The sequence below is a fragment of the Halorubrum sp. BV1 genome (assembly GCF_000746205.1).
Classification (GTDB): domain Archaea; phylum Halobacteriota; class Halobacteria; order Halobacteriales; family Haloferacaceae; genus Halorubrum.
In genome coordinates this window covers 46,224-65,753 of the sequence record NZ_JQKV01000002.1, presented here as the reverse complement: position 1 = coordinate 65,753, position 19,530 = coordinate 46,224, and the positions used below count along the sequence as shown (strand labels likewise).

Sequence of the window (19,530 nt, the reverse complement as noted above, 5' to 3'; positions counted from 1 at the left end):
CTCGAACCCATCGAGGCAAAAAGACTATAGTCGCCAGAGAGCTACGCCCGTATAGAGATGGCAAGCGCGATTCCACTGATCGGCGGCATTCCGGCGGGGCCGGAGCTCCTCATCATCCTGCTCGTCTTGGTCCTTCTGTTCGGGGCGAACAAGATTCCGAAGCTGGCACGGTCCACCGGACAGGCGATGGGCGAGTTCAAGAAGGGGCGTGAGGAGGTCGAAGACGAACTGAAACAGATGCAGGGCGACGAAGAGGAGACTGACTCGACGCTCGAGGATGACGACGAGGAGTTCGAGGACCTCGAAACCGAAAAAGAAACGAGCGCGTAATCCCCGCCTGCGACGCCGACCGATTACCGACCGCGGCGTTTTCTCCATACGATTCGGGCGCGTGGCCTAGCGGACAGGGCGAGAGGTTCCTAACCTCTCGATCGCGGGTTCGAATCCCGCCGTGCCCGCTCTTTCGCTCCGCTCAGTCACGGGCACGGCTGACCCCCGCCCGCACGTCGCTCGCGGGGATCCCGCCGTGCCCGCGATCTGCGAACGACGTGAGCAGTAGCGGGTCGCGCGGTTCGAACCCCATCGGTCGCGCGCAGCGAGCACCGAACGCGGTTGACCCGCGGGCGGCCGGCCGTCGCGGACCCCCGCGCGACGACGCCACTTATCTGTCGTCGCCGCGTTCCGTTTCGGTATGGAGCTCCGGCAGCTCGTTCGCGGCCGCGTCGACTGGCCCGACATCGAACGGGTCGTCCGCGAGTTGGCGGACCGGTACGACCGCGACGAGATGCGAGTGCGCTTTCTCGACGCCGACAACTGGCTGTCGACGCCGATGGTCGTCGACGACGACCTGTTCGTGAAGGTGATCACGCGACAGAACACGCTGGTTCACGCGCTCTTCACCACCGGACGGAACCTCGGAGCCTTCTCGGCGGGGACCGAGGGGTTCTTCGAGCGCCACGAGACCCCCTACGAGATGGCTCTCCACGAACTGGAAGCGACCCGGAAGGTCCGCGAGCTCGGTGTGAACGCCCCGGAACCCGTCGAGGCGTTCTCGGTCGGCGACCTCGGCGTGCTCGTGTTGGAGTACCTCCCCGAGTTTCGGACCCTCGACGACCTCGAGAACGAGACGGTCGCCGCGCTCGCGCCGGCGCTTTTCGACACCCTTCGGACGATCCACGACGCCGGGCTCGCACACGGCGACCTCCGTGCTGAGAACGTGCTCGTTCGCGACGGCGACCTCTACGTCATCGACGCGACGAACGTGGGCGGCGACGGACGCGAGTCGGCGCGCTCGTACGACTTAGCGAGCGCGCTCGCCGCCCTCGAACCGCTCGTCGGTGCGTCCACGGCCGTCGACGCCGCACTCACGAGCTACTCGACCGCGGAACTGCTCGCCGCCCGACGGTTCCTCGATTTCGTCGCCATCCGTCCCGATCACGACTTCGACGCCGCGGCACTGAACGGGGAACTCGAAAAGCGCGCAACGACGACCGGTCCAAGCGGCGACGCGGCCGCCACGGGAGAGTGATCCGGTCTCGCGACGTCCAGTCGATACCCTACCGGAGGTGATTGTTCACGATCGCGAACGACACACATGGCAGACATCAACAAACGGCACGTCGACGGCGAGTAGCTCGCCGAGTTCTCGCTCGGGAAGGTCCGCGAGCCGGAGCCGGCGACCGGCGAAACGCTCGGCGAGGTCCCGCGTGGGACGCCGGCCAACGTCGACCGCGCGGTCGAGGCCGCACACACGGTCGAGTGGGCCGCTGGCGACGCCCGACAGCCGAACGGCACCTCCGCTCACGCCGTCTGGGAGCGAGGGCGCGTTCCGGGAGAAACAGCGGAAAAAGAGGAGTAGCGGTCTCGTTCGATCGACGTCTGCGTCCATTTTGCAGCGCCCGGGAGCCGCGATTAGTCCTCGCGCGTCCCGTCTCGTGTCCTGTCAGGTGGTGTGGTGTCCGGTTCCGGTGGTTCCGTGGGCGGCTCGCGCCCGATCATCGCGCGGAGCGACGACCACGCCTCGCTTCGGTCCGCCCCCTTGGAGATCTGCACGCCCTCGAACGACGCCGCGGCGTGCCGCGTCTCGGGCCCGAGGTGATCCATGTGCGCGGCGACCCATGTGAACCCGCCCGCGAACAGCGTCAAGACGGCAAACGTGGTCCACAGTTCCGTCGCCGAGAGTCCAACCGCGCCGGTCACGACCCCCGCGACGACGTAGACGAACGCGAGGAAGACCAAGAGGACGGTCACTGTCGCGAGCAGATCGTTGACGGCCATGACGCGGGCGTTGTAGTCGATCCACTCGGCGTAGCTGCGCAGCAGCCGCTCGTCGAAGCCCGCCGGCGGCTCGCCGTGCGCGTCGTCGTCAGCGGTCGCGTCACGGGCCTCGTCGTCAGCGGTCGCGTCGCGCGCGTCGGCTCCCAGTCCGTTCTCGCCGCCGCTGCGGGCTCGTTCGGCGGCGATCAGGGCGTCGACGTCGGCGATGGTGAGTCCGCCTCGGAGGTCGGAGGCGGTGTAGGTGACGGCCGCCAGCCCGGTCGAGACGAGCAGAATCACGCCGCCTGCGAGCGTGAAGGGGTTGAGGAAGCCGCCGAGGTCGAACTCGGTCTGCACGACGAGCGAGCCGCCCGTGACGACGATGCCGATGAGAACCAGATTCGCCTTGAGAATCTCGATGGCCTTGGTGTCGATCTCGCGGAGCCGCTCGACCTGATAGGTGACCGTCGTGCGCAGTTCCTCTCGGGCGGTCGCCGCGACCGCGGGATCGATCTCGGTCCCGCGGTCGACGTCGCGGTTGCCCTCGCGGTCGACGTCACGCCTGCGGTTGACGTCGCAGTTGCGTTCACGCCCGCGGTCGGGGTCAGCGCCGACTCGGCGGTCAGCGCCGTTGCCGGTCTCCCCCGCGTCGGTCATTGCCAGCGTGTTCGTCGACCGGTCCTGTAAGCGTACCGGCGAGCGTTCTCGGCGGCGATAACCGCGGAGGTGGGTTTAACCCGACAGAGGGCAGATCGCGACGCATGATCGAGGTGGCGGGCCTACGGAAGACGTACGGGGAGTTCGCCGCCGTCGTCGACAGCACGTTCTCCGTCGGAGAGGGCGAGGTGTTCGGCATCGTCGGCCCGAACGGAGCGGGAAAGACGACGACTCTCAAGGTGCTCTCGGGGCTCGTCGAACCGACCGACGGCGAGGTGACTGTCGCCGGCTTCGACTCCGACGATCCAGAGATGCGCCGCCGGCTCGGCTTCCTCCCCGAGGAGTCGCCGCTGTACGAGGAGATGACGCCGCGGTCGTACCTCCGCTTTTTCGCCGACCTCTACGACGTCCCGGGAGACGTCGCGGACGAGCGGATCGAGTCCGCACTCGACCGGCTCCAGCTCGACCACCGCGAGCGCCGGCTCGGAGACATGTCCAAGGGGATGAAACGGAAGGTCGCCATCGCGCGGTCGCTCGTCAACGATCCGGACGTGCTCGTGTACGACGAGCCGGCCTCGGGACTGGATCCGGTGACGACGGACTCCGTGCTCCAGTTCACCCGCGAGCTACGCGAGGCCGGAAAGACGGTCGTGTTCTCGGCGCACAACCTCTATCACGTCGAATCCGTCTGCGACCGCGTCGTCGTGATGAACGAGGGGCGAATCGTCGCTCGCGGGAGCGTCGACGGGATCCGCGAGCGACATGGCGAGACGACCTACCATGTGTTCTCCGACGTCGCACCGAGCCAAACCGACGCGCTCGCCGACCTCGCGGACGATGAAGTGAGTGACATCGCGGACGACGGGGCGGGCGAGTCTGACAACGGGGTGGGCGAGTCGGACGACGCGCCGGCGCTCACGGTCGAGGTCGGCGACCGGTTCCGGACCGCGGTGCCGACGATGACGGCGGTCGAGGCGGTCCGCGAGGCGGTGACGGCCGCGGGCGGTGAGGTGGTCGACATCCGCACGCGCGAACCGAGCCTCGAAGACGTCTTCCTCGACATCGTCGGCCGTCCGATGCCGGGGCGGTACACGGCCGGCACCAGCGACGACGCCGCAGACGAGGAGACGAGCGAGCAGGTGCCGAACGAACCGGAGGGTGTCGAGTGATCGACCGACTCCGGAGGGTGCTCCGGGTCGCCCGATGGGAGACCGCCCGCGCGGGCGGCGGCGTCGACCGCCGAACGCTGCTCGCGGCGCTCGCGCTCCTCGTCGTCGTGGGCGGCGTGGTCGGCGGCGGCCTCGCGGCCGGCGTCGTCGGACTCGATGTCGACCGCGACGTCTACCGGATTGGCGTCGACGACGACTCGCCGTACGCCGAGGCGGTCGAAAACGCGCCCGCGCTCACCGCGGTCCCCGTCGAGGGCGCGTCGCTCGGCACCTCGGCTGACCTGATCGTCCGAGACGTCCGCGGCGTCCCGGCTGACGGTGAGACGAGCGGGGGGGCGGCCGGAGGCGGACCGACCGTCGTCGGCGTCGCGGTCAGCGCCAGCGACACGGAGAAGGGCGCGGCTGCGGCGGCCGAGTTTCGGGAGGCCGTCGAGGCGCACAACGAGCGGCTGATGGCCGCCGAGGAGAACGAGACGGCGGCGTTTCCGATCGCGGTCACGATCAGATACGTGAGCCGAACAAGCGGGGTCGACGACGGAGCGACGCTCGGCGGAGGGGGATCTGCGGACGGGAGCGCAGGCGACGGAGGAGCCGGCGACGGTGACACCTCCGACGACGGGACGGCAGGCGGAGGGGTATCCGACGCGCCGGGCGCAGCCGCTGACGGCGGTGACGGCGGTGACGGCGGTGACGGCGACCTCGCGGTCCCCTCCATCGCGGGCGGGACCTTCGGTGCCGCCACGGTCGGATCGCCGGGGTCGATCTCCCCGCCGTTCCCGTTCGTCTCGCTGCTCTTGGCCTTCGTCTTCCTCGTGCCCATGAACTTCCTCATTCAGGCGTACGGCTCCTCCATCCTCGACGAGCGGACGAACCGGCGCGGCGAGCCGCTCCTCGTCACGCCGCTGTCGCCGGTCGAAATCGTCGCCGGCAAGACCCTCCCGTATGTCGCACTCGCGGCGGCGGTCACGACGCTCATCGCCCTCGCGGTCGGCGGGGGTCCGCTCTCCGTCGTCGCCGTGTTCCCGGTCGCGCTGGCGTTCCTCGGGGCGACGTTCGTCGGCGCGATGTTCGCGCGGTCGTTCAAGGAGCTCACGTTCGTCACGGTCGGCGTGAGCGTCCTGCTCACGACCTACGCGTTCGTCCCCGCGATCTTCACCAACGTCACGCCGGTCGCGCTCGTGTCGCCGCTCACGCTCGTCGTCTTCGACCTCCAGGGCGAGGCCGTCTCCGCCGGCGACGTGCTCTTCGCGACGACGCCGATGTCGATCGGGGCCGGACTCCTGTTCGCGCTCGGGCTCGGCGTCTACCGCGAGGAGGACATGTTCACGCAGAAGCCGGTCGGTCGGAAGTTCCTCGACGCGCTCGCCGTGCGGCTCGCGCCGGTCGGCGGGGACGCTCACCGGGGGCGCGGGACGGGAGCGCGGGGCCGCCTCCGCGCGCTCGCACCGGTGGCGCTTCTCACCGCCTGTGCGATCCCCTTCGTGTTCGTCGCGGAACTCATGGCCGTCGCCCTGCTCTTTGCGCTGCCCATCACCGTCTCGATCCCTGTGTTGCTCGTCACGATCGCCTTCGTCGAGGAAGTCGCGAAGAGCGTCCACCTCTACGCCGGGTTCGAGCGCGGCGTCTTCGCCCGAACCGACCGGGTCGCCGTCGCGGTCGGCGCGGCCTCCGCCGTCGGCTTCTTCCTCGCCGAGAAGGCCACCGCCGTCGTGCAGGCCGTTGGACTCACGGAGCTGTACGTCGGCCGCGCCGCCTTCGGGGGCGTCGCCGGGCTGGAGGGACTGTCCGTGCCCGTGCTGGTCGCGCTGGCGTTCGCGCCGCTCGCGCTCCACGGCGTCGCGACGGCGGTGACCGCGGTGGGCGCGAGCCGCGGCCGGACGCGGTACGTCCTGACGCTTGCGCTGGCGACGCTGCTTCACGCGGCGTACAACTTCGCGGTGGTGAGCGTCCATGGATAGCCGCCTGACGATCGCCGGCCGCGAGCTTGCGGGGCTGCGCGCGGAGAAGACCATCCTGCTCGCGATCGGCATCCAGCTGTTCATCGCGGCGTTCTCGTCGTTCCTCGTCGTCGGACTGGTCTCAATGTACGACCCCGGCGCGCTCGACGCCGCGGAGATAGAGGTGGCCGCGAGCGGCGACGCGGTCGACGGACTCGAACGCGCCGCCGCCGACGTCGAAAGCGTCGGCGTCACGACGTACGCGGACGCGGGTGCCGCGAGGCGCGCGTTCGACCGCAACGCCGCCGACGCGGTGGTGGTCGCGAACCGGGTCGACGCGGGCGACGGCGGCGGCGACCGGATCGCGGTACGAGTCACCGCGCCGGACGCCACGGTCGAGACGACCGTCCTCGTCGTCCAGCTTCGCGAGGTGCTACGCGCCTACGAGCTCGACGAGCGCAGGGACCGCGCCGCGCATCTCACCGAGTCGCCGCTTCCGCTGCCGGCACAGAGCGGTTCGAGTCCGTACTTCACGTTCACGTACACCGTGTTGATCCCGGTGTTAGTGTTCCTGCCGGTGTTCATCTCGGGGTCGCTCGTCGTCGACTCGATCACGGAGGAGATCGACGAGGGGACGCTCGAACTCCTCCGCGTCGCGCCCGTGACGCTGGGGGAGATCGTCGACGGAAAGGCGCTCGCGGCAGTCGCCATCGCTCCAGCGCAGGCGCTTTTATGGCTGCTGCTGCTCCGCGCGAACGGCACGCCCGTCGCCAACGTCCCCACGATACTCGTCTTGATGACCGCGCTCACGACGCTCGTCGTTGCGCTGGCGGTCGCCATTTCGGCGCTCGCGCCCGACCGCCGCGCCGCGCAGTTCCTCTACTCGCTCGGGGTCCTCGGACTCTTCGGCGGCGCGACGGCCATGGCCGGCGGCCCGGCCAACGCGGTCGCTAGGCTCGCGATCGGCAGCGCGGACGCGACGACCACGGCGCTCGCCGCCGCGTACGTGGGTATCGCCGCGGTCGGGTACGTCGGCGTGAGGCGGATCGTCGCCGAAAACGGGTTCGGCCGGTGAGCCGCGGCGGGACGGCTACCAGTCACGATCCGCGGACAACGTGTTGTGATCCGCGAACTTCCCGTCACGATCTGCGACCTACGCGGTGAGATCTGCGATCACGTCGCCGACACGCTCGACCGCGGTATCGACGTCGGCGGCGTCCACGTCGCGGTGCGTCGTGAACCGCGCGGTGTGCGTGTCGAACTCGACGCACCCGACGCCGCGCTCCTCGCAGGCCGCGACGAGGTCGCTCGCTGGGATCCCGGCCCTCTCGGTGTCGGCGACGACGATGTTCGTGTCGGGCTCCGCGGCGTCGACGCCGTCGATGGCGTCCACCCCCGCGGCCAGTCGCTCGGCGTTGGCGTGGTCGTCGGCGAGGCGGTCGACGCTCTCCAACGCGAGCAGTCCCGGCGCGGCGATCATCCCGGCCTGCCGCATGCCGCCGCCGAACAGCTTCCGGACCCGTCTGGCCTCCTCGATGAACGCCGCTTCCCCCGCGAGTATCGACCCGACGGGCGCACCGAGTCCCTTCGAGAGACAGAAAGTGACGCTGTCGACGGGCGCGACGATCTCGCTCGCCTCGACGCCGAGCGCGACCGCGGCGTTGAACACGCGCGCGCCGTCGAGGTGGACGGGTACGCCACCTTCGTGTGCCGCCGCTGCCGCCGCGTCGATCCGGTCTACGGGGACCGCCCGCCCGCCGCGGTAGTTGTGCGTGTTTTCGAGCGCGAGCAGACCGGTTCCGGGCCGGTGGAGGTCCTCCGTGACAGTCTCCGCGCGCACCCGGTCTGCGGTCGGGACGCAGCGCGCGCCGGCGTCAACCGGCCGCGTCTGGGCGCCCGAGAGCGTCGCCGCGCCGGCGAGTTCCCACCGGTAGATGTGGGACTCCCGGTCGAGGAGCAGCTCCTGTCCGTGGTCGGTGTGGACGCGGACGGCGATCTGGTTGGCCATCGTTCCCGAGGGGACGAAAAGCGCCGCCTCGGTGCCCACCGCTTCGGCGGCGCGCCGCTCCAGTTCGTTGACGGTGGGATCGTCTCGGTACACGTCGTCGCCGACCTCGGCGGTTGCGGCCGCGTCGCGCATCGCGTCTGAGGGTCGCGTGACGGTGTCGGACCGGAGGTCGATGAAGTCGTCGTCGGTCATTCGTTGGCGGGGATTCGACGCCCGGAGAGATATAGGTCGCGCTCGCGACGGGGCGATCCGTCGGGTCCGTCGTCGGGCGTGTCGGAGGCGCGGCCACACTCGTCGCCGGCGTTGCTACGCCAGTCGGCGGTCACTTCTTATGCGACGCGGCCGATCCGTGTCGTATGGCAACGGAAGCCGCCGCAGACGACGCGAGCGACGCGCCAGACGCGTACGACGCCCTCCTGGACCGCGTTCGACGCTGGAACGCGGTCGGGAGCGCGGCCGGCGTGCTCGGCTGGGACCAGCAGGTGATGATGCCCGAGGGCGGCACACCCGCCCGGTCGAGACAGCTCTCGGCGCTCTCGTCAGTCCGCCACGAGATGATAACGGACGCGGAGACCGGTGAGCTTCTGGACCGGCTCGCCGACGCCGACCTCTCCGACAAGCAGGCGGCCGTCGTGCGCGAGGTCTCGCGCGAGTACGAGCGCGCCGACGCCGTCCCGCGCGAACTCGTCGAGGAGATCTCCGAGGCGAGCACCGAGGCGCTGCAGGCGTGGGAGGCGGCGAAAGCCGAGGACGACTTCGATCGGTTCGCACCGCACCTGCAACGGCACGTCGAGTTGAAACGCGAGTACGCCGAGCACATCGACCCCGACCGGGACCCCTACGCGGTGCTGTTCGAGGAGTACGAACCGTGCCTCTCGATGGAGCGCACGGAGGCCATCTTGGACGAACTCCGCGAGACGCTCGTGCCGCTCATCGACGCGATCCGAGAGTCGGACGCCGACCTCGCCGTCGACACTTTCGAAGGGCAGTTCCCCGAGGACGACCAAGAGGCGCTCGCGCGCGACGCGCTGGATCTGGTCGGCTACGACTTCGACCGAGGACGACTCGACGTCTCCTCGCACCCGTTCACGTCGGGCAACCAGTTCGACTGCCGGATCACGACGCGGTTCGACGAGTCGGACCCGCTCGGAGCGATCGGGTCGACGATCCACGAGTACGGCCACGCGCAGTACGCGCTCGGCCTCCCGAAAGAGCAGTTCGGCACCCCGCTCGGCGACGACCGCGACCTCTCGGTCCACGAGTCGCAGTCGCGCCTCTGGGAGAACCACGTCGGTCGGAGCCGCGCGTTCTGGGAGCGGTTCCTCCCGACGTTTCACGAACGGTTCCCCGAGACCGCAGACGCGACCGTCGAGGACGCTTACGAGGCCGTAAACCAGGTGTACGAGGACAACCTGATCCGCGTCGAGGCCGACGAGTTGACCTACCACCTCCACATCGTCGTCCGCTTCGAGATCGAACGCGACCTGGTCCGCGGCGACCTCGCGGTCGAGGACGTGCCGGAAGTGTGGAACGACAAGTACGAGGAGTATCTCGGGATCCGACCCGAGAACGACGCCGAGGGCTGTCTGCAGGACATCCACTGGAGCCACGGTAACTTCGGTTACTTCCCGACGTACTCGCTCGGCTCCGTGATGGCCGCCCAGCTGTACGCGGCCGCAGAAAGCGAGATCGACGACCTCGACGCGAAGACCGCAGACGGCGAGTTCGACGACCTCCAGGAGTGGCTCGCAGCGAACGTCCACCGACACGGCGCGCGCTACGAGACGAACGAGCTCGTGGAGCGAGCGACCGGCGAGGAGCTCTCCGCGGACGCGTTCACCGACTACGTCGAGAAGAAGTACGGCGAGCTGTACGGGGTATGAGCGGCCGAGGGGCCGGTATCGTCACGACGGGGGACAGCCGGATTCCGGGGTGTACTCACATCGAACCGCACCAAGACAGCCGGCACACGAGGACGCGAGCGATCGAATGAGCGAAGAACTCGGGAAGTCGATCGAGGGATTCCGCACGGACGCCCACATCGACGAGTACGTTCTCGACAGGGACGACGTGGGAACGTTCTCAGCGTCCGACGGGAGTCTCACGTACGCTCGCCCGGACGAAGCCTCTCCGACATCGGTTCCGCTGACGGAGGTCGACGTGATCCGGTTCGAACGGAACACGACGCTTCACCACATGAAATTCCTCGGCGTGTGCGCTGTACTCCTCGGTCTCGTTCTCACGGTCGCCCCTACCGCCAACATGTATCGGTACGGGCTTCCCGCGACTCGAACTGAGGCGCTGATTCACGGGTTCGTCTACGTCTTCGCTATCGGAGCGTGGCTCACGGCCTACGACTACCTCGAAGTCGGAAACCACGACGTCATCGACCTGTATATCTGCACTGCCGACGGGACGCACGTCGTCTGTGGATCCATCGACGATCCCGCCTTCGTTCACGCGTGCGAACACCTGATCGATTCGAATATCCCGACGACGAATCAGAACTCGAAGCTCGCGTCCGAGATCGCGTGATCAAGCGGTTCGCCGATCTCATCTGCCGTCCGCGCTCGGGCAATTAAATCCCCAGCCGGAACCCCGTCATCAGGGCGATGAGCGCGAGCATCACGGCCGCCTCGAACAGCCCGACGACGAGGGTCTTCTTCTCGACCGATTCGATCCGCGAGGGATCCGGGTTCGGCGACTGCGTCTCGTAGTACGCGCTGAGGTGGAGTCGGTGCGGGACCGCGAGCCCGAAGGCGAAAATCCCCCACCCCACGCCGAGCGCGGCCGACGACCACGCCCCGGAGAAGCCGTAGCCGAGCCCGAGACCGTCCGTCAGCAGTACGGTCCCCGAAAGCACCGTGGTGAAGGAGAAGCCGACTAGAAAGAAGACCGCCTTGGGGACGAGCGTCCCCGTCACCGCGGCCGAGGCTTCCTCGCTCAGCCCGCCGAGGGTCGGCCCGATGATCGCGGGGAAGATGAGCGCGAACCCGAACCACACCGCGCCCGCGGCGACGTGGGTGTAAAACAGCAGCGTGGTGCTCGACGCGAGCACGCTCACTGCGAGGACGACGAGCGGGACGAGGAGACATCCGGCCGCGAACGCCGGGTTCGCGGCGTCGGCGAGGTGGCAGATGCGGTCGACGAGCCCCTGTTCCGTGACGCGATGACGCTCGTTCGCGACTGCCATGTCGGCAGATCACGGGAGCGAACAAAATTCGTTATGGTCGACACGGTCGTTTCCGCTCGGCTCGCCGCGATGCGGGTAGTGACGATGCGAGTGGTGGCGATGCGGGTAGTGGCGATGCGGGTAGTGACGACCCCGACGTGTCTGCCGCAGCGCACGTCACTTCTCGATGATACTCTCCTCGACGGCCTCACCGAAGTGGCGTGCCACGTCCTCGTAGTAGACGAGCACCTCGTCACCGGCTTCGAGGTCGGTGACCGCCGTCTTGCCCTCCGCGGTCGCGACTTTCACCGTCTCGGCGTTCTGGATGAGCGTCTCCACGCGATCGACGCCGTCGTCGGTCTCGACTTCGGCCTGGAGCCGGAACATCGGCCGCTTCTCGATTTTTACGCGGCCGACGATCGCCTCGCGGGTGTGGCCGTCGGTGTCGACGACTTGCACCTCGTCGCCGCTCGACAGCTCGGCGAGGTAGTTCGTCCCGCCCTCGGGGTTGCGGACGTACGCGTGGACAGCACCGGCGTTCACGCGGAACGGCCGCGACTCGACGTACGGCGACTCCGCGGTCTCGGCGTGAACGAAGAAGAGCCCGCGCGACATCGACCCGATCAACATCCCTTCGTCGTCGTCCATCAGCGAGCCGGTGTCGATGCAGACGCGATCCGCCATCCCGGTCTGCTCGATCGCCGTCACCTCCGCGTGTCGGAGGTCGAGCGTCTCGCGGTCGGCGGCGTCGCGGGCGTCGACCGCGCCGCGGATCTCGTCGGGCGAGTCGGCGTCAAGGAGGACGCCGTCGGCACCGATCTCAAGCGTCTCGAAGGCGGTCTTCGCCTCGGCTGCGGTCGTCGCGCCCGCGACGAGGTGCGTTTCCTCGCCGACGCGGGCGATCAGATTTTCGAGCGGGATGATAGACCAGTCCTCGCCGACGATCACGGTGAACTCCGCGTCTTCGGCGGCCGCCTCGGCGAACGCCTCGTACTCCGTGCCGAGCACCCGGACGTACGCGCCCTGCGCGCGGTCGTCACGGCGGCGGATGGTGGAGAGGTCGGCGGAGCCGGCGAAGTCGTCGGGAAGGTCGATCGTCCCGTCGCCCTCGCCGCCCTTGCCGACGAAGTAGGCGTCCGCCTCCGCGTCGCTCTCGGCGTCGTCGATGACGTCCGCCTCGGAGCGGAACGCGGCGACGTTCACGTCTCCGAGTTCGCGGACGCGTCCCACGTCGCCCTCGTCGACGAGGACCCAGTCCGCGCCGGCCTCGATAGCGGCCGTGATTCGTCGCTTCCGCGCCTCCCAGTCGCCGACGCTCCCGTCGGCTTTTACCCAGACTGTGCGTGTCATTGTCGAAACCTCACGGCGCGCGGGCTTGAAAACTGCGGAAGCCGCGACGCGGCCGCAACGAACGTGTCGGCGGCCACCGGGACGAACGCGGAGCGACGACGGCGGGTCAGCCTCAAGGGCATGGACGACGTACCGGTAGGCAAACATGTCGCTCCCAGCGGACTCACATTTCGTCGACTTCGTCAACACCGACCCGACGAAATCGTTCTCGCTGGCCGTCATCGGGAACACGCGACCGAAACCGACGGAGCGGATGGTTCGGTCCCTGTTCGAGCGGCAGCCGGTCACGGTCGTCACCGACCCGGTCCAGACAGACGACGGAGGCGAACTCACCGGCGACGACGCCGACCTGTTCGGCTCCCAAGAATCTCCCGAGTGCGACCGCGTCGTACTCTTCAAGGACGGTGAGATCGTCGCCGAATCGCCGTTGTCCAGGCTTGAGTCCACGATCTTACACGTCAACTCCGACCTGTACATCACCGGGGCCGTCGACATAGATCAGATCGAACTGCCGGACGTCATTCGCCGGCTCGCGGACACGACGTTTCACGTCAGGGGCTTTCCCGAGTCGAACTCGGAGAAGCTCCCGCTCATTCTCATCTCGCGATACGTCGAGCGGCTCTCACACGAGTACGGCGGAACGCACCGCGCGTCGTTCCAGCGGCTCTCCCGGATCCACGACGAGCGCGGGACCGCGAACGTGTATCGAAAACTTGGGGAGTCGACGGCCGACATCCACGTCTACGGCGTCCCGGACTGGGTTCCTCCCCGCGAGGCGGGGCTGAAACTCCACGGCGGGTACGAAGTCGACTACGAGCGCACATGGTTCGTCGTTCATCGGTCGGAGGCGGAGGCGGCCGCGCTCGTCGCGATCGAGGTGGGAACGAACGAGTGGCTCGGCGAGTGGACGTTCGACCGCGACCGCGTCGAAGCGATCGAAACGGTGATCAAAGAGAATCTGTAGCCGCCCGCGATACTATACCTCGATGAACCCGCCCGCGGCGAGCGCCTCGTCGACGGTCGCGTCGTCGTGGACGATCGCCGAGACCGCCCGCGCTATCCCCTCCGGATCGTCGTGCTGGAAGATCGACCGGCCCATCGAGACGCCGGCGGCGTCGCCGTCCATCGCGCCGCGGACCATCTCGACCGTCTCGCGGTCCGTCCCCTTCGATCCGCCGGCGATGACGACCGGCAGTCGAGTCGACTCCGTGACGCGCTCGAAGGAATCGCCGTCGCCCGAGTAGCCGGTCTTCACGACGTCCGCGCCGAGTTCCTCGGCGAGCCGGACGGCGTGACCGAGCGACTCGGGATCGCTCTCGTCGACGCCGGGGCCGCGGGCATACGCCATCGCGAGCACGGGCAGCCCGAGCCGCTCGGCCTCGCTGGTGAGTTGTGCGAGCCCCTCGATCTGAGACGGCTCGTAGTCGGATCCGACGTTGATGTGGAAGGAGACGGCGTCAGCACCGGCTCTGACGGCGTCTTCTACCGTGCCCGTGACGCGCTTGTCGTTCTCGTCTGGGCCGATCGTCGTCGAGCCGTTGAGGTGGACGATATAGCCCGCGTCGTTCTTGTTGGGGTGGACGCGCTCCGCGATGCCGCGCTGGGTCAACACCGCGTCCGCGCCGCCCGCTGTCACGCCGTCGATGGTCGACTCGATGTCGACGAGCCCCTCGACTGCGCCCATCGTGATCCCGTGGTCCATCGGGACGATGAGGAATCGGTCGTTCGTGGAGATACGCTTGAGTCGTGCTGTGAGTCCTGCTGTCATTGTGGAGTCAGTCGTTGTGTGAACGTGTGGCAATCGAAGGTAAGTCGGTTTCGTTCGGGGACGTATTGGCTCGAACCGGTCCGCGGGCCGGAGCGATCGGTCGGCGCGGCGCTCGGGGACCGCCTCAGCTCGCGTCCGAGGCCCCGACCCGGTCGGCGTAGCCGCGCTCAGCACCGTCTTTCAGCTCCCGCGAGAGCGACTCCAGCCGCTCTGCGACCGCGTCGGTCGACAGATCGTTTTCGACGCCCTCGGCGACGATATCCACGAGCGCCGAGCCGACGATGATCCCGTCTGCACCGCCGGCGACGATGCGCTCCGCGTGCTCGCCGGTCGAGATGCCGAAGCCGACGGCTTTGGGCACGTCGTAGTCCGCGAGGCGGTCGAGGCTCTCCGTGGTCTGGTCGGAGACGTCCTCGCGTGCGCCAGTCGTTCCGAGCCGCGCCTGCACGTAGACGTACCCCGACACCTGACGCATGATCCGGTCGAGCCGCTCATCGACGGTAGTCGGTGCAACGATGAACACCAGATCCAGTCCGAACTCGTCGCACGCCTCGCGAAGCGGGTCCGCCTCCTCGGCCGGGAGGTCCGGGACGACGAGTCCCTCGATCCCCGCGGCGGCCGCGCGCTCGACGAAGGGTCGGGGGCCGGCGCTCGCGGCTTCACCGCTCGCGTTCGAGGCGGTTCCCGCCTCGCTTCCCCCATACTGGTATATCAGGTTGTAGTACGTCATGCAGACGAGCGGGGCGTCGACGTCGAGGTCCTCCGCGAACTCGAAGAACCAATCCGGCGTCATCCCGGCGTCGAGCGCGCGCACGAGCGCGCCCTGAATCGTCGGTCCCTCGGCGATCGGTTCCGAGAAGGGGAGACCGAGTTCGATCACGTCCGCGCCGCCGCGGTCGAGCGCCTCGACGTATGCCTTCGAGGCCTCGTAGTCCGGGTCGCCGACCGCGAGATACGGGACGTAGGCGGGGCCGTCGGCGAACGCGGCGGCGATGGCCGTGGAGTTGCCGGTTTCGGTCCTCGTTTCGGCGTCCGGCTCCGCGTGCTCTCCCGCCATTCAGATCCCCCCCGTGAACATCGACATGTCGGGTGCCTCCGCGATATCGCGTTTGTCCGTCTCTTCGATGGCGGCGTCGAGGTCCTTGTCGCCGCGCCCGGAGACGTTGACGACGACGCGCTCGCCCAACTCCTCGTGGTGTTCCTCCAAGAAGCCGAAGGCGTGTGCCGTCTCCAAGGCGGGGATGATCCCCTCGGTACGCGAGAGGCGATGGAACCCCTCCAGCGCGTCGTCGTCGTCGACGGCGACGGGGTTCACGCGCCCCTCGTCGACGAGGTACGCGAGTTCGGGGCCGACGCCGGCGTAGTCGAGCCCGGAGGAAATGGAGTGACTCTCCATGATCTGGCCGTCGGAATCCTGCAAGAGTTTCGTGCGCGCGCCGTGGAGAACGCCCTCTTCGCCGGCGTACAGCGATGCGGAGTTCGGCGCGACGCCGGCCTCCTCGTCGACCTCCAGCGTGGAGCCGCCGGCCTCGACGGCGTGGAGCGCCACGTCCGCGTCGTCGACGAACGCGGCGAACGCGCCCATCGTGTTCGAGCCGCCGCCCGCGCAGGCGACCACGTCGGTCGGGAGGCCGCCGGTCTTCTCTATCGACTGCTCGCGGGCCTCCTCGGAGATGACCGCTTGGAAGTCGCGGACCATCACCGGGAACGGGTGCGGACCCACCACGGAGCCGATCACGTAGTGGGTCGTCTCGACGGTCGTCGCCCAGTCGCGCATCGTCTCCGAGATCGCCTCTTTCAGCGTGCCCCGACCGGCCGTGACCGGGGTCACCTCGCTCCCGTTGAGCTTCATCCGAAAGACGTTGGGGCGCTGGCGGTTGATGTCGCGCTCGCCCATGTAGATCTCACAGGGCATATCGAGGTGGGCGGCGGCCATCGCGGTCGCGGTGCCGTGCTGGCCCGCGCCGGTCTCCGCGATGATCCGCTCTTTGCCCATGTACTTCGCCAAAAGCACCTGTCCGAGGGCGTTGTTCAGCTTGTGTGCGCCGCCGTGGAGCAGGTCCTCGCGCTTGAGGTAGATGTCGCGGTCGTACCGCTCCGAGAGCCGGTCGGCCCGCTGGAGCGGTATCGGTCGCCCGCCGAAGTCCGCGAGTCGCTCGCGGAACTCGTCCATGAACCCGTCCTCGTTGTGCAGGACGTAGCGCTCGTAGGCGTCGGTCAGTTCCTCTATCGCCGGCATCAGCGCCTCGGGAACGTACTGGCCGCCGTAGCGACCGAACTTCCCGTCGTCGCGGCCGCGCTCGCGGCCGGGGCGTCGCGATGGCACCGCCGTGTCCGGTTCCTCAGCCGTCCGCGTGTCGGATTCGCTCATGTAGGTGTCTCCGTGGTGTCGCTCGCGACCGTCTCGTCGCGGTCGTCCGTCGGTTCGGCGTCCGCGTCGCGCTCGGCCCGCACCAGTTCGCGGGTGTTCGCCGTCACGTCGCCGTCCATGATCGCGCTGCCGACGAGCAGCGCGTCGGCTCCGGCCGCTCGCATCCGGCGTGCGTCGACGGATGAACCGATCCCGCTTTCGGCGACGAGTGTCACGTCGTCGGGAGCGTCGGGCGCGACCGACTCGAAGGTTTCGAGGTCGACCTCCAGTCTCGCGAGGTCGCGATTGTTCACGCCGACGAACGTCGCGCCCGCGTCGACGGCGGCGGAAAGCTCCGCCGCGTCGTGGACCTCGACGAGCACCTGAAACCCGCGGTCGCGGGCGGCAGCGAGCAGGTCCGGGAGGTCGTCGCCGACGAACCGCGCGATGAGCAGGACGACGTCGCTCTCGACCGCGTCGAGCTGCGACTCGGCGACGACGAAGTCCTTTCGGAGCACCGGCACGTCGACGGCCGCGCGGACGCGTTCGAGCGTCTCAGTACTCCCGCCGAAGTGCGCCGGTTCCGTGAGCACCGACAGCGCCGCGGCCCCGCCCGCGACCATCCCCTCCGCGAGCGCGACGGGGTCGTCCGTGCGGGTTCCCTCGGTCGTCGGACTCGTCGGCTTCACCTCGGCGATCACGGGCACGCGACCGTCGGTCTCGGCACGGTCGAACGCGGCTCGCAGGTCGCGGGGGTCAACGTCCACGCGGTCGGTCCGTCCCTCGGCCGCTCGCTCCCTTGCGGCCGCCAGTATCGACTCGACCGCTGGGGCCAGCGCGGATTCATCCTCCATTAGTGTACACTAATGCACTCATCTGTGCATAAGGCTTGCGGGCGGCAGCGGAATACTCGGCACCGGCGGAGCGTGTCGCGGATGCGGAGACGGCGGGTGACCCCGCGATTTAACCGTCGGGACCGCGGACCCGGAGCCATGCAATCGACGGACACGTCGGGGGTGTTCGCCCGACAGTTCGAGGAGATCGGCCGCGCGGTCGAGGTCGGCTTCGCCGGCGGCCGCGTGATCGCGGTCTCGTTTCCGGCCGAGACGCCGGCGGACGCCGAGACAGACCACGCGCTGCTCGACCGGATCGGCGCGTACCTGCGGGACGAGCCGGCAGACGGCGGCTCGGCCGGGAACTCCGTCGGCGGCACCGACACGGCCGGCGGCGGAGCAGAGCCCACCACCCGCGGGGCCGCCCCGTTCTCCGACGTGCAGATCGGGCTCACGGTTCCGACCGACAGGCGACGCGTCCTCGACGCGCTCCGATCGGTCCCTACCGGCGAGTCGGTCTCGGTCAGCCGGCTCACGCGGTCGGCCGGCTACGACGACAACGACGCCGACGACCTCGACACCGTGACCCGCGCACTCCGTGAGAACCCGATCCCGTTACTGCTTCCCGACCACCGCGTGCAGGGCGGGCCGTACGCCACGCCGGGCGAGGTCCGCGACGTGCTGCGGCGGGTCGAAGCGATCTAAGTCGTCGCTCGCGCGACGGGAGAGAGCGAGACGGGAGAGAGCGAGACACCGCGGAAACAACGGCCTGAGAGCGGGCTGCGTGCGTCAGGGGGCTGCCTGCTTCGTCGAGATCAACTCGATCACGTCGCGGTGAGAGAGCTCGTGGTCGGTCCCGACCTGTCGGCCGCTCCGGCAGTCGGTGCCGTGGAGGAGCCCCTCGCCGATGTCCGAGTGGATGTGGAACGCGAAGTCCTCCGTCGTCGAGTCCTCGGGGAGGAGAAAGCAGTCGCGGAAGACGCCCTTCTCGTCTTTCGACCCGTTCGCGGAGCCGGGAAAGACCGCGATACAGCCGAGCACGTCGAAGACCGCGGCTTCGAGCGCGCCCTGCACGCCGGTCCCGTCATACTCGTCGACGAACTCGGCGATCTGGTCGAGTCCGGCCGCCTGCTCGCCGGAGACATCACCGGTCACGTCGAAGCCGGTGTCGCCGGGCGTGTAGTCGACGACGCCCGCCTCGTCCGCGTTCTTGAGCGCCTTCTCTGCGTGGGCGCTCGCGGGGACGAAAGAGAGGTGCCCGTAGTCGGGGTCGCTCGTGATCTCCTCCCAGTTCGCCTGTGCCGCCGGCGTGTCCATCTTGTTCGCGGCGACGACCATCGGCTTCGTGCGCTTGCGGATCTCGCGCGCGAGTTCGGCCTTGGCCTCGTCGTCCCACGTCTCGGGGTCGAGATCGAGCCCCTGCGCTAAGATCACCTGTTTCATCCGGTCCTTGTCGATGCCGAACGCCGACATCTGCTCGGCCAGCTCCGCTTCGATCGCGGCCTCTGCGCCGTGATATCGCGTCTCGAACTTCTCCAAGCCCTTCTCTAACACGTCGAGATACCACTCGTCGAGTTCCTCTTCGAGGAAGTCGATGTCTTCGCGCGGGTCGTGGCCCTCGGTCGTCTCGCCTTCGATATCCGTCTTCCCGGAAAAGTCGACGACGTGGATCAACACGTCGGTCTCGTTGAGGTCGGTGAGGAACTGGTTGCCGAGTCCGCGCCCCTCGTGTGCGCCCGGGACGAGCCCGGCAACGTCGACGAGCTTGACCGGGACGAAACGGGTCCCCTCGCGGCAGACGCCGACGCTCGGCGTGCAGGTTTCGTCGAACTCGGGGGCGGCGCAGTCGACGCGGACGTACGCCTCGCCGACGGTCGGATCGATCGTGGTGAACGGGTACGCGCCCTCGGGCACGTCGTTCATCGTCGCGGCGTTGAAAAAGGTCGACTTCCCCACGGAGGGCTTGCCGACGAGGCCGATGCGGTAACTCATTGGACGCACTGCGCGAGCCACGGTAAAAAGCGATGCGA

The 19,530-nt window shown here is 68.6% G+C and carries 19 protein-coding genes and 1 tRNA gene; 10 read left to right on the top strand and 10 right to left on the bottom strand.

Going from position 1 to position 19,530, the window contains the following annotated elements; translation table 11 throughout:
* The first annotated feature begins 57 nt into the window (after nucleotides 1-57).
* From EP28_RS04815 to EP28_RS04805, 3 genes are all read left to right on the top strand, one after another.
* Nucleotides 58-330 carry a Sec-independent protein translocase subunit TatA/TatB gene (locus EP28_RS04815; protein ID WP_049982888.1) on the top strand — a complete coding sequence of 91 codons (273 nt, stop codon included), beginning with the start codon at nucleotides 58-60 and terminating at the stop codon, nucleotides 328-330.
* Nucleotides 331-385: 55 nt separating this feature from the next.
* Nucleotides 386-458 (top strand) — tRNA-Arg (locus EP28_RS04810).
* Between the two features lie 233 nt (nucleotides 459-691).
* Nucleotides 692-1,528, top strand: coding sequence for an RIO1 family regulatory kinase/ATPase domain-containing protein (locus tag EP28_RS04805; protein WP_049982887.1), 837 nt, complete (start codon nucleotides 692-694; stop codon nucleotides 1,526-1,528).
* Nucleotides 1,529-1,573: 45 nt separating this feature from the next.
* Here the strand turns inward: EP28_RS04805 and EP28_RS04800 are convergent, their stop codons facing one another.
* Together EP28_RS04800 and EP28_RS04795 are read right to left on the bottom strand one after the other, a co-directional pair.
* Nucleotides 1,574-1,888, bottom strand: a complete 315-nt coding sequence (locus tag EP28_RS04800; RefSeq protein WP_049982886.1) for a hypothetical protein — start codon at nucleotides 1,886-1,888, stop codon at nucleotides 1,574-1,576.
* A 23-nt stretch (nucleotides 1,889-1,911) separates the two neighbouring features.
* Entirely contained in the window at nucleotides 1,912-2,913 is a 1,002-nt protein-coding gene (locus EP28_RS04795; protein ID WP_230455260.1) for a hypothetical protein, read from the bottom strand.
* Nucleotides 2,914-3,017: 104 nt separating this feature from the next.
* Between EP28_RS04795 and EP28_RS04790 the strand changes: the two genes are divergently transcribed.
* The 3 genes from EP28_RS04790 to EP28_RS04780 are packed head-to-tail and all read left to right on the top strand — an operon-like array spanning nucleotide 3,018 to nucleotide 7,094.
* Nucleotides 3,018-4,082, top strand: coding sequence for an ABC transporter ATP-binding protein (locus EP28_RS04790; protein WP_049982885.1), 1,065 nt, complete (start codon nucleotides 3,018-3,020; stop codon nucleotides 4,080-4,082).
* Nucleotides 4,079-6,040 carry an ABC transporter permease family protein gene (locus tag EP28_RS04785; protein ID WP_049982884.1) on the top strand — a complete coding sequence of 654 codons (1,962 nt, stop codon included), beginning with the start codon at nucleotides 4,079-4,081 and terminating at the stop codon, nucleotides 6,038-6,040. Before EP28_RS04790 ends, EP28_RS04785 begins: the two co-directional genes overlap by 4 nt.
* Nucleotides 6,033-7,094: an ABC transporter permease gene (locus EP28_RS04780; protein WP_049982883.1), complete on the top strand. Its 1,062-nt coding sequence runs from the start codon at nucleotides 6,033-6,035 to the stop codon at nucleotides 7,092-7,094. The genes EP28_RS04785 and EP28_RS04780 overlap by 8 nt, the downstream gene beginning before the upstream one ends.
* Before the next feature lie 78 nt (nucleotides 7,095-7,172).
* Here the strand turns inward: EP28_RS04780 and EP28_RS04775 are convergent, their stop codons facing one another.
* Entirely contained in the window at nucleotides 7,173-8,219 is a 1,047-nt protein-coding gene (locus EP28_RS04775; RefSeq protein ID WP_049982882.1) for a threonine aldolase family protein, read from the bottom strand.
* 164 nt (nucleotides 8,220-8,383) lie between these two features.
* Here EP28_RS04775 and EP28_RS04770 point away from each other — a divergent pair, with 164 nt between their 5' ends.
* Entirely contained in the window at nucleotides 8,384-9,910 is a 1,527-nt protein-coding gene (locus tag EP28_RS04770) for a carboxypeptidase M32 (RefSeq protein ID WP_049982881.1), read from the top strand.
* A gap of 106 nt (nucleotides 9,911-10,016) precedes the next feature.
* A complete protein-coding gene (locus EP28_RS04765; protein WP_049982880.1) occupies nucleotides 10,017-10,562 on the top strand; it encodes a hypothetical protein in 546 nt (181 codons plus the stop codon).
* Nucleotides 10,563-10,605: 43 nt separating this feature from the next.
* On the opposite strand, the gene EP28_RS04760 is transcribed toward EP28_RS04765, so the two are convergent.
* Together EP28_RS04760 and EP28_RS04755 are read right to left on the bottom strand one after the other, a co-directional pair.
* Complete coding sequence (locus EP28_RS04760) at nucleotides 10,606-11,220, bottom strand: hypothetical protein (protein ID WP_049982879.1); 615 nt, start codon at nucleotides 11,218-11,220, stop codon at nucleotides 10,606-10,608.
* Nucleotides 11,221-11,376: 156 nt separating this feature from the next.
* The gene (locus EP28_RS04755; protein WP_049982878.1) at nucleotides 11,377-12,549 is read right to left on the bottom strand and encodes a 3-dehydroquinate synthase II; all 1,173 of its coding nucleotides are present in this window, start codon (nucleotides 12,547-12,549) and stop codon (nucleotides 11,377-11,379) included.
* A gap of 145 nt (nucleotides 12,550-12,694) precedes the next feature.
* Between EP28_RS04755 and EP28_RS04750 the strand changes: the two genes are divergently transcribed.
* Nucleotides 12,695-13,513: a hypothetical protein gene (locus tag EP28_RS04750; protein WP_049982877.1), complete on the top strand. Its 819-nt coding sequence runs from the start codon at nucleotides 12,695-12,697 to the stop codon at nucleotides 13,511-13,513.
* A 12-nt stretch (nucleotides 13,514-13,525) separates the two neighbouring features.
* On the opposite strand, the gene EP28_RS04745 is transcribed toward EP28_RS04750, so the two are convergent.
* The 4 genes from EP28_RS04745 to trpC form a co-directional block, all read right to left on the bottom strand.
* Nucleotides 13,526-14,317: a 2-amino-3,7-dideoxy-D-threo-hept-6-ulosonate synthase gene (locus tag EP28_RS04745; protein WP_049982876.1), complete on the bottom strand. Its 792-nt coding sequence runs from the start codon at nucleotides 14,315-14,317 to the stop codon at nucleotides 13,526-13,528.
* A gap of 124 nt (nucleotides 14,318-14,441) precedes the next feature.
* Nucleotides 14,442-15,374, bottom strand: coding sequence for a tryptophan synthase subunit alpha (trpA, locus tag EP28_RS04740; RefSeq protein WP_049982875.1), 933 nt, complete (start codon nucleotides 15,372-15,374; stop codon nucleotides 14,442-14,444).
* Nucleotides 15,375-16,688 (bottom strand): tryptophan synthase subunit beta, encoded by a 1,314-nt coding sequence (trpB, locus tag EP28_RS04735; RefSeq protein ID WP_049982874.1) that lies wholly within the window; start codon nucleotides 16,686-16,688, stop codon nucleotides 15,375-15,377.
* Nucleotides 16,685-17,521 carry an indole-3-glycerol phosphate synthase gene (trpC, locus tag EP28_RS04730; RefSeq protein WP_049982873.1) on the bottom strand — a complete coding sequence of 279 codons (837 nt, stop codon included), beginning with the start codon at nucleotides 17,519-17,521 and terminating at the stop codon, nucleotides 16,685-16,687. Before trpC ends, trpB begins: the two co-directional genes overlap by 4 nt.
* 138 nt (nucleotides 17,522-17,659) lie before the next feature.
* Here trpC and EP28_RS04725 point away from each other — a divergent pair, with 138 nt between their 5' ends.
* On the top strand, nucleotides 17,660-18,205 hold the full coding sequence (locus EP28_RS04725; protein ID WP_049982872.1) for an MGMT family protein: 546 nt from the start codon (nucleotides 17,660-17,662) through the stop codon (nucleotides 18,203-18,205).
* Nucleotides 18,206-18,289: 84 nt separating this feature from the next.
* Here EP28_RS04725 and EP28_RS04720 read toward each other — a convergent pair whose 3' ends face one another.
* Nucleotides 18,290-19,492 (bottom strand): redox-regulated ATPase YchF, encoded by a 1,203-nt coding sequence (locus tag EP28_RS04720; RefSeq protein WP_049982871.1) that lies wholly within the window; start codon nucleotides 19,490-19,492, stop codon nucleotides 18,290-18,292.
* Nucleotides 19,493-19,530: the final 38 nt, after the last annotated feature.

Excerpts from the sequence above, each read along its gene's own strand:
- EP28_RS04780 (WP_049982883.1), top strand. The coding sequence starts at position 6,033 with ATGGATAGCCGCCTGACGATCGCCGGCCGCGAGCTTGCGGGGCTGCGC.
- EP28_RS04745 (WP_049982876.1), bottom strand. The coding sequence starts at position 14,317 with ATGACAGCAGGACTCACAGCACGACTCAAGCGTATCTCCACGAACGAC.
- EP28_RS04775 (WP_049982882.1), bottom strand. The coding sequence starts at position 8,219 with ATGACCGACGACGACTTCATCGACCTCCGGTCCGACACCGTCACGCGA.
- EP28_RS04760 (WP_049982879.1), bottom strand. The coding sequence starts at position 11,220 with ATGGCAGTCGCGAACGAGCGTCATCGCGTCACGGAACAGGGGCTCGTC.
- trpA (WP_049982875.1), bottom strand. The coding sequence starts at position 15,374 with ATGGCGGGAGAGCACGCGGAGCCGGACGCCGAAACGAGGACCGAAACC.
- EP28_RS04795 (WP_230455260.1), bottom strand. The coding sequence starts at position 2,913 with ATGACCGACGCGGGGGAGACCGGCAACGGCGCTGACCGCCGAGTCGGC.
- EP28_RS04720 (WP_049982871.1), bottom strand. The coding sequence starts at position 19,492 with ATGAGTTACCGCATCGGCCTCGTCGGCAAGCCCTCCGTGGGGAAGTCG.
- EP28_RS04755 (WP_049982878.1), bottom strand. The coding sequence starts at position 12,549 with ATGACACGCACAGTCTGGGTAAAAGCCGACGGGAGCGTCGGCGACTGG.
- EP28_RS04805 (WP_049982887.1), top strand. The coding sequence starts at position 692 with ATGGAGCTCCGGCAGCTCGTTCGCGGCCGCGTCGACTGGCCCGACATC.
- trpB (WP_049982874.1), bottom strand. The coding sequence starts at position 16,688 with ATGAGCGAATCCGACACGCGGACGGCTGAGGAACCGGACACGGCGGTG.
- EP28_RS04815 (WP_049982888.1), top strand. The coding sequence starts at position 58 with ATGGCAAGCGCGATTCCACTGATCGGCGGCATTCCGGCGGGGCCGGAG.
- EP28_RS04790 (WP_049982885.1), top strand. The coding sequence starts at position 3,018 with ATGATCGAGGTGGCGGGCCTACGGAAGACGTACGGGGAGTTCGCCGCC.
- EP28_RS04725 (WP_049982872.1), top strand. The coding sequence starts at position 17,660 with ATGCAATCGACGGACACGTCGGGGGTGTTCGCCCGACAGTTCGAGGAG.
- trpC (WP_049982873.1), bottom strand. The coding sequence starts at position 17,521 with ATGGAGGATGAATCCGCGCTGGCCCCAGCGGTCGAGTCGATACTGGCG.
- EP28_RS04750 (WP_049982877.1), top strand. The coding sequence starts at position 12,695 with ATGTCGCTCCCAGCGGACTCACATTTCGTCGACTTCGTCAACACCGAC.
- EP28_RS04800 (WP_049982886.1), bottom strand. The coding sequence starts at position 1,888 with ATGGACGCAGACGTCGATCGAACGAGACCGCTACTCCTCTTTTTCCGC.
- EP28_RS04770 (WP_049982881.1), top strand. The coding sequence starts at position 8,384 with ATGGCAACGGAAGCCGCCGCAGACGACGCGAGCGACGCGCCAGACGCG.
- EP28_RS04765 (WP_049982880.1), top strand. The coding sequence starts at position 10,017 with ATGAGCGAAGAACTCGGGAAGTCGATCGAGGGATTCCGCACGGACGCC.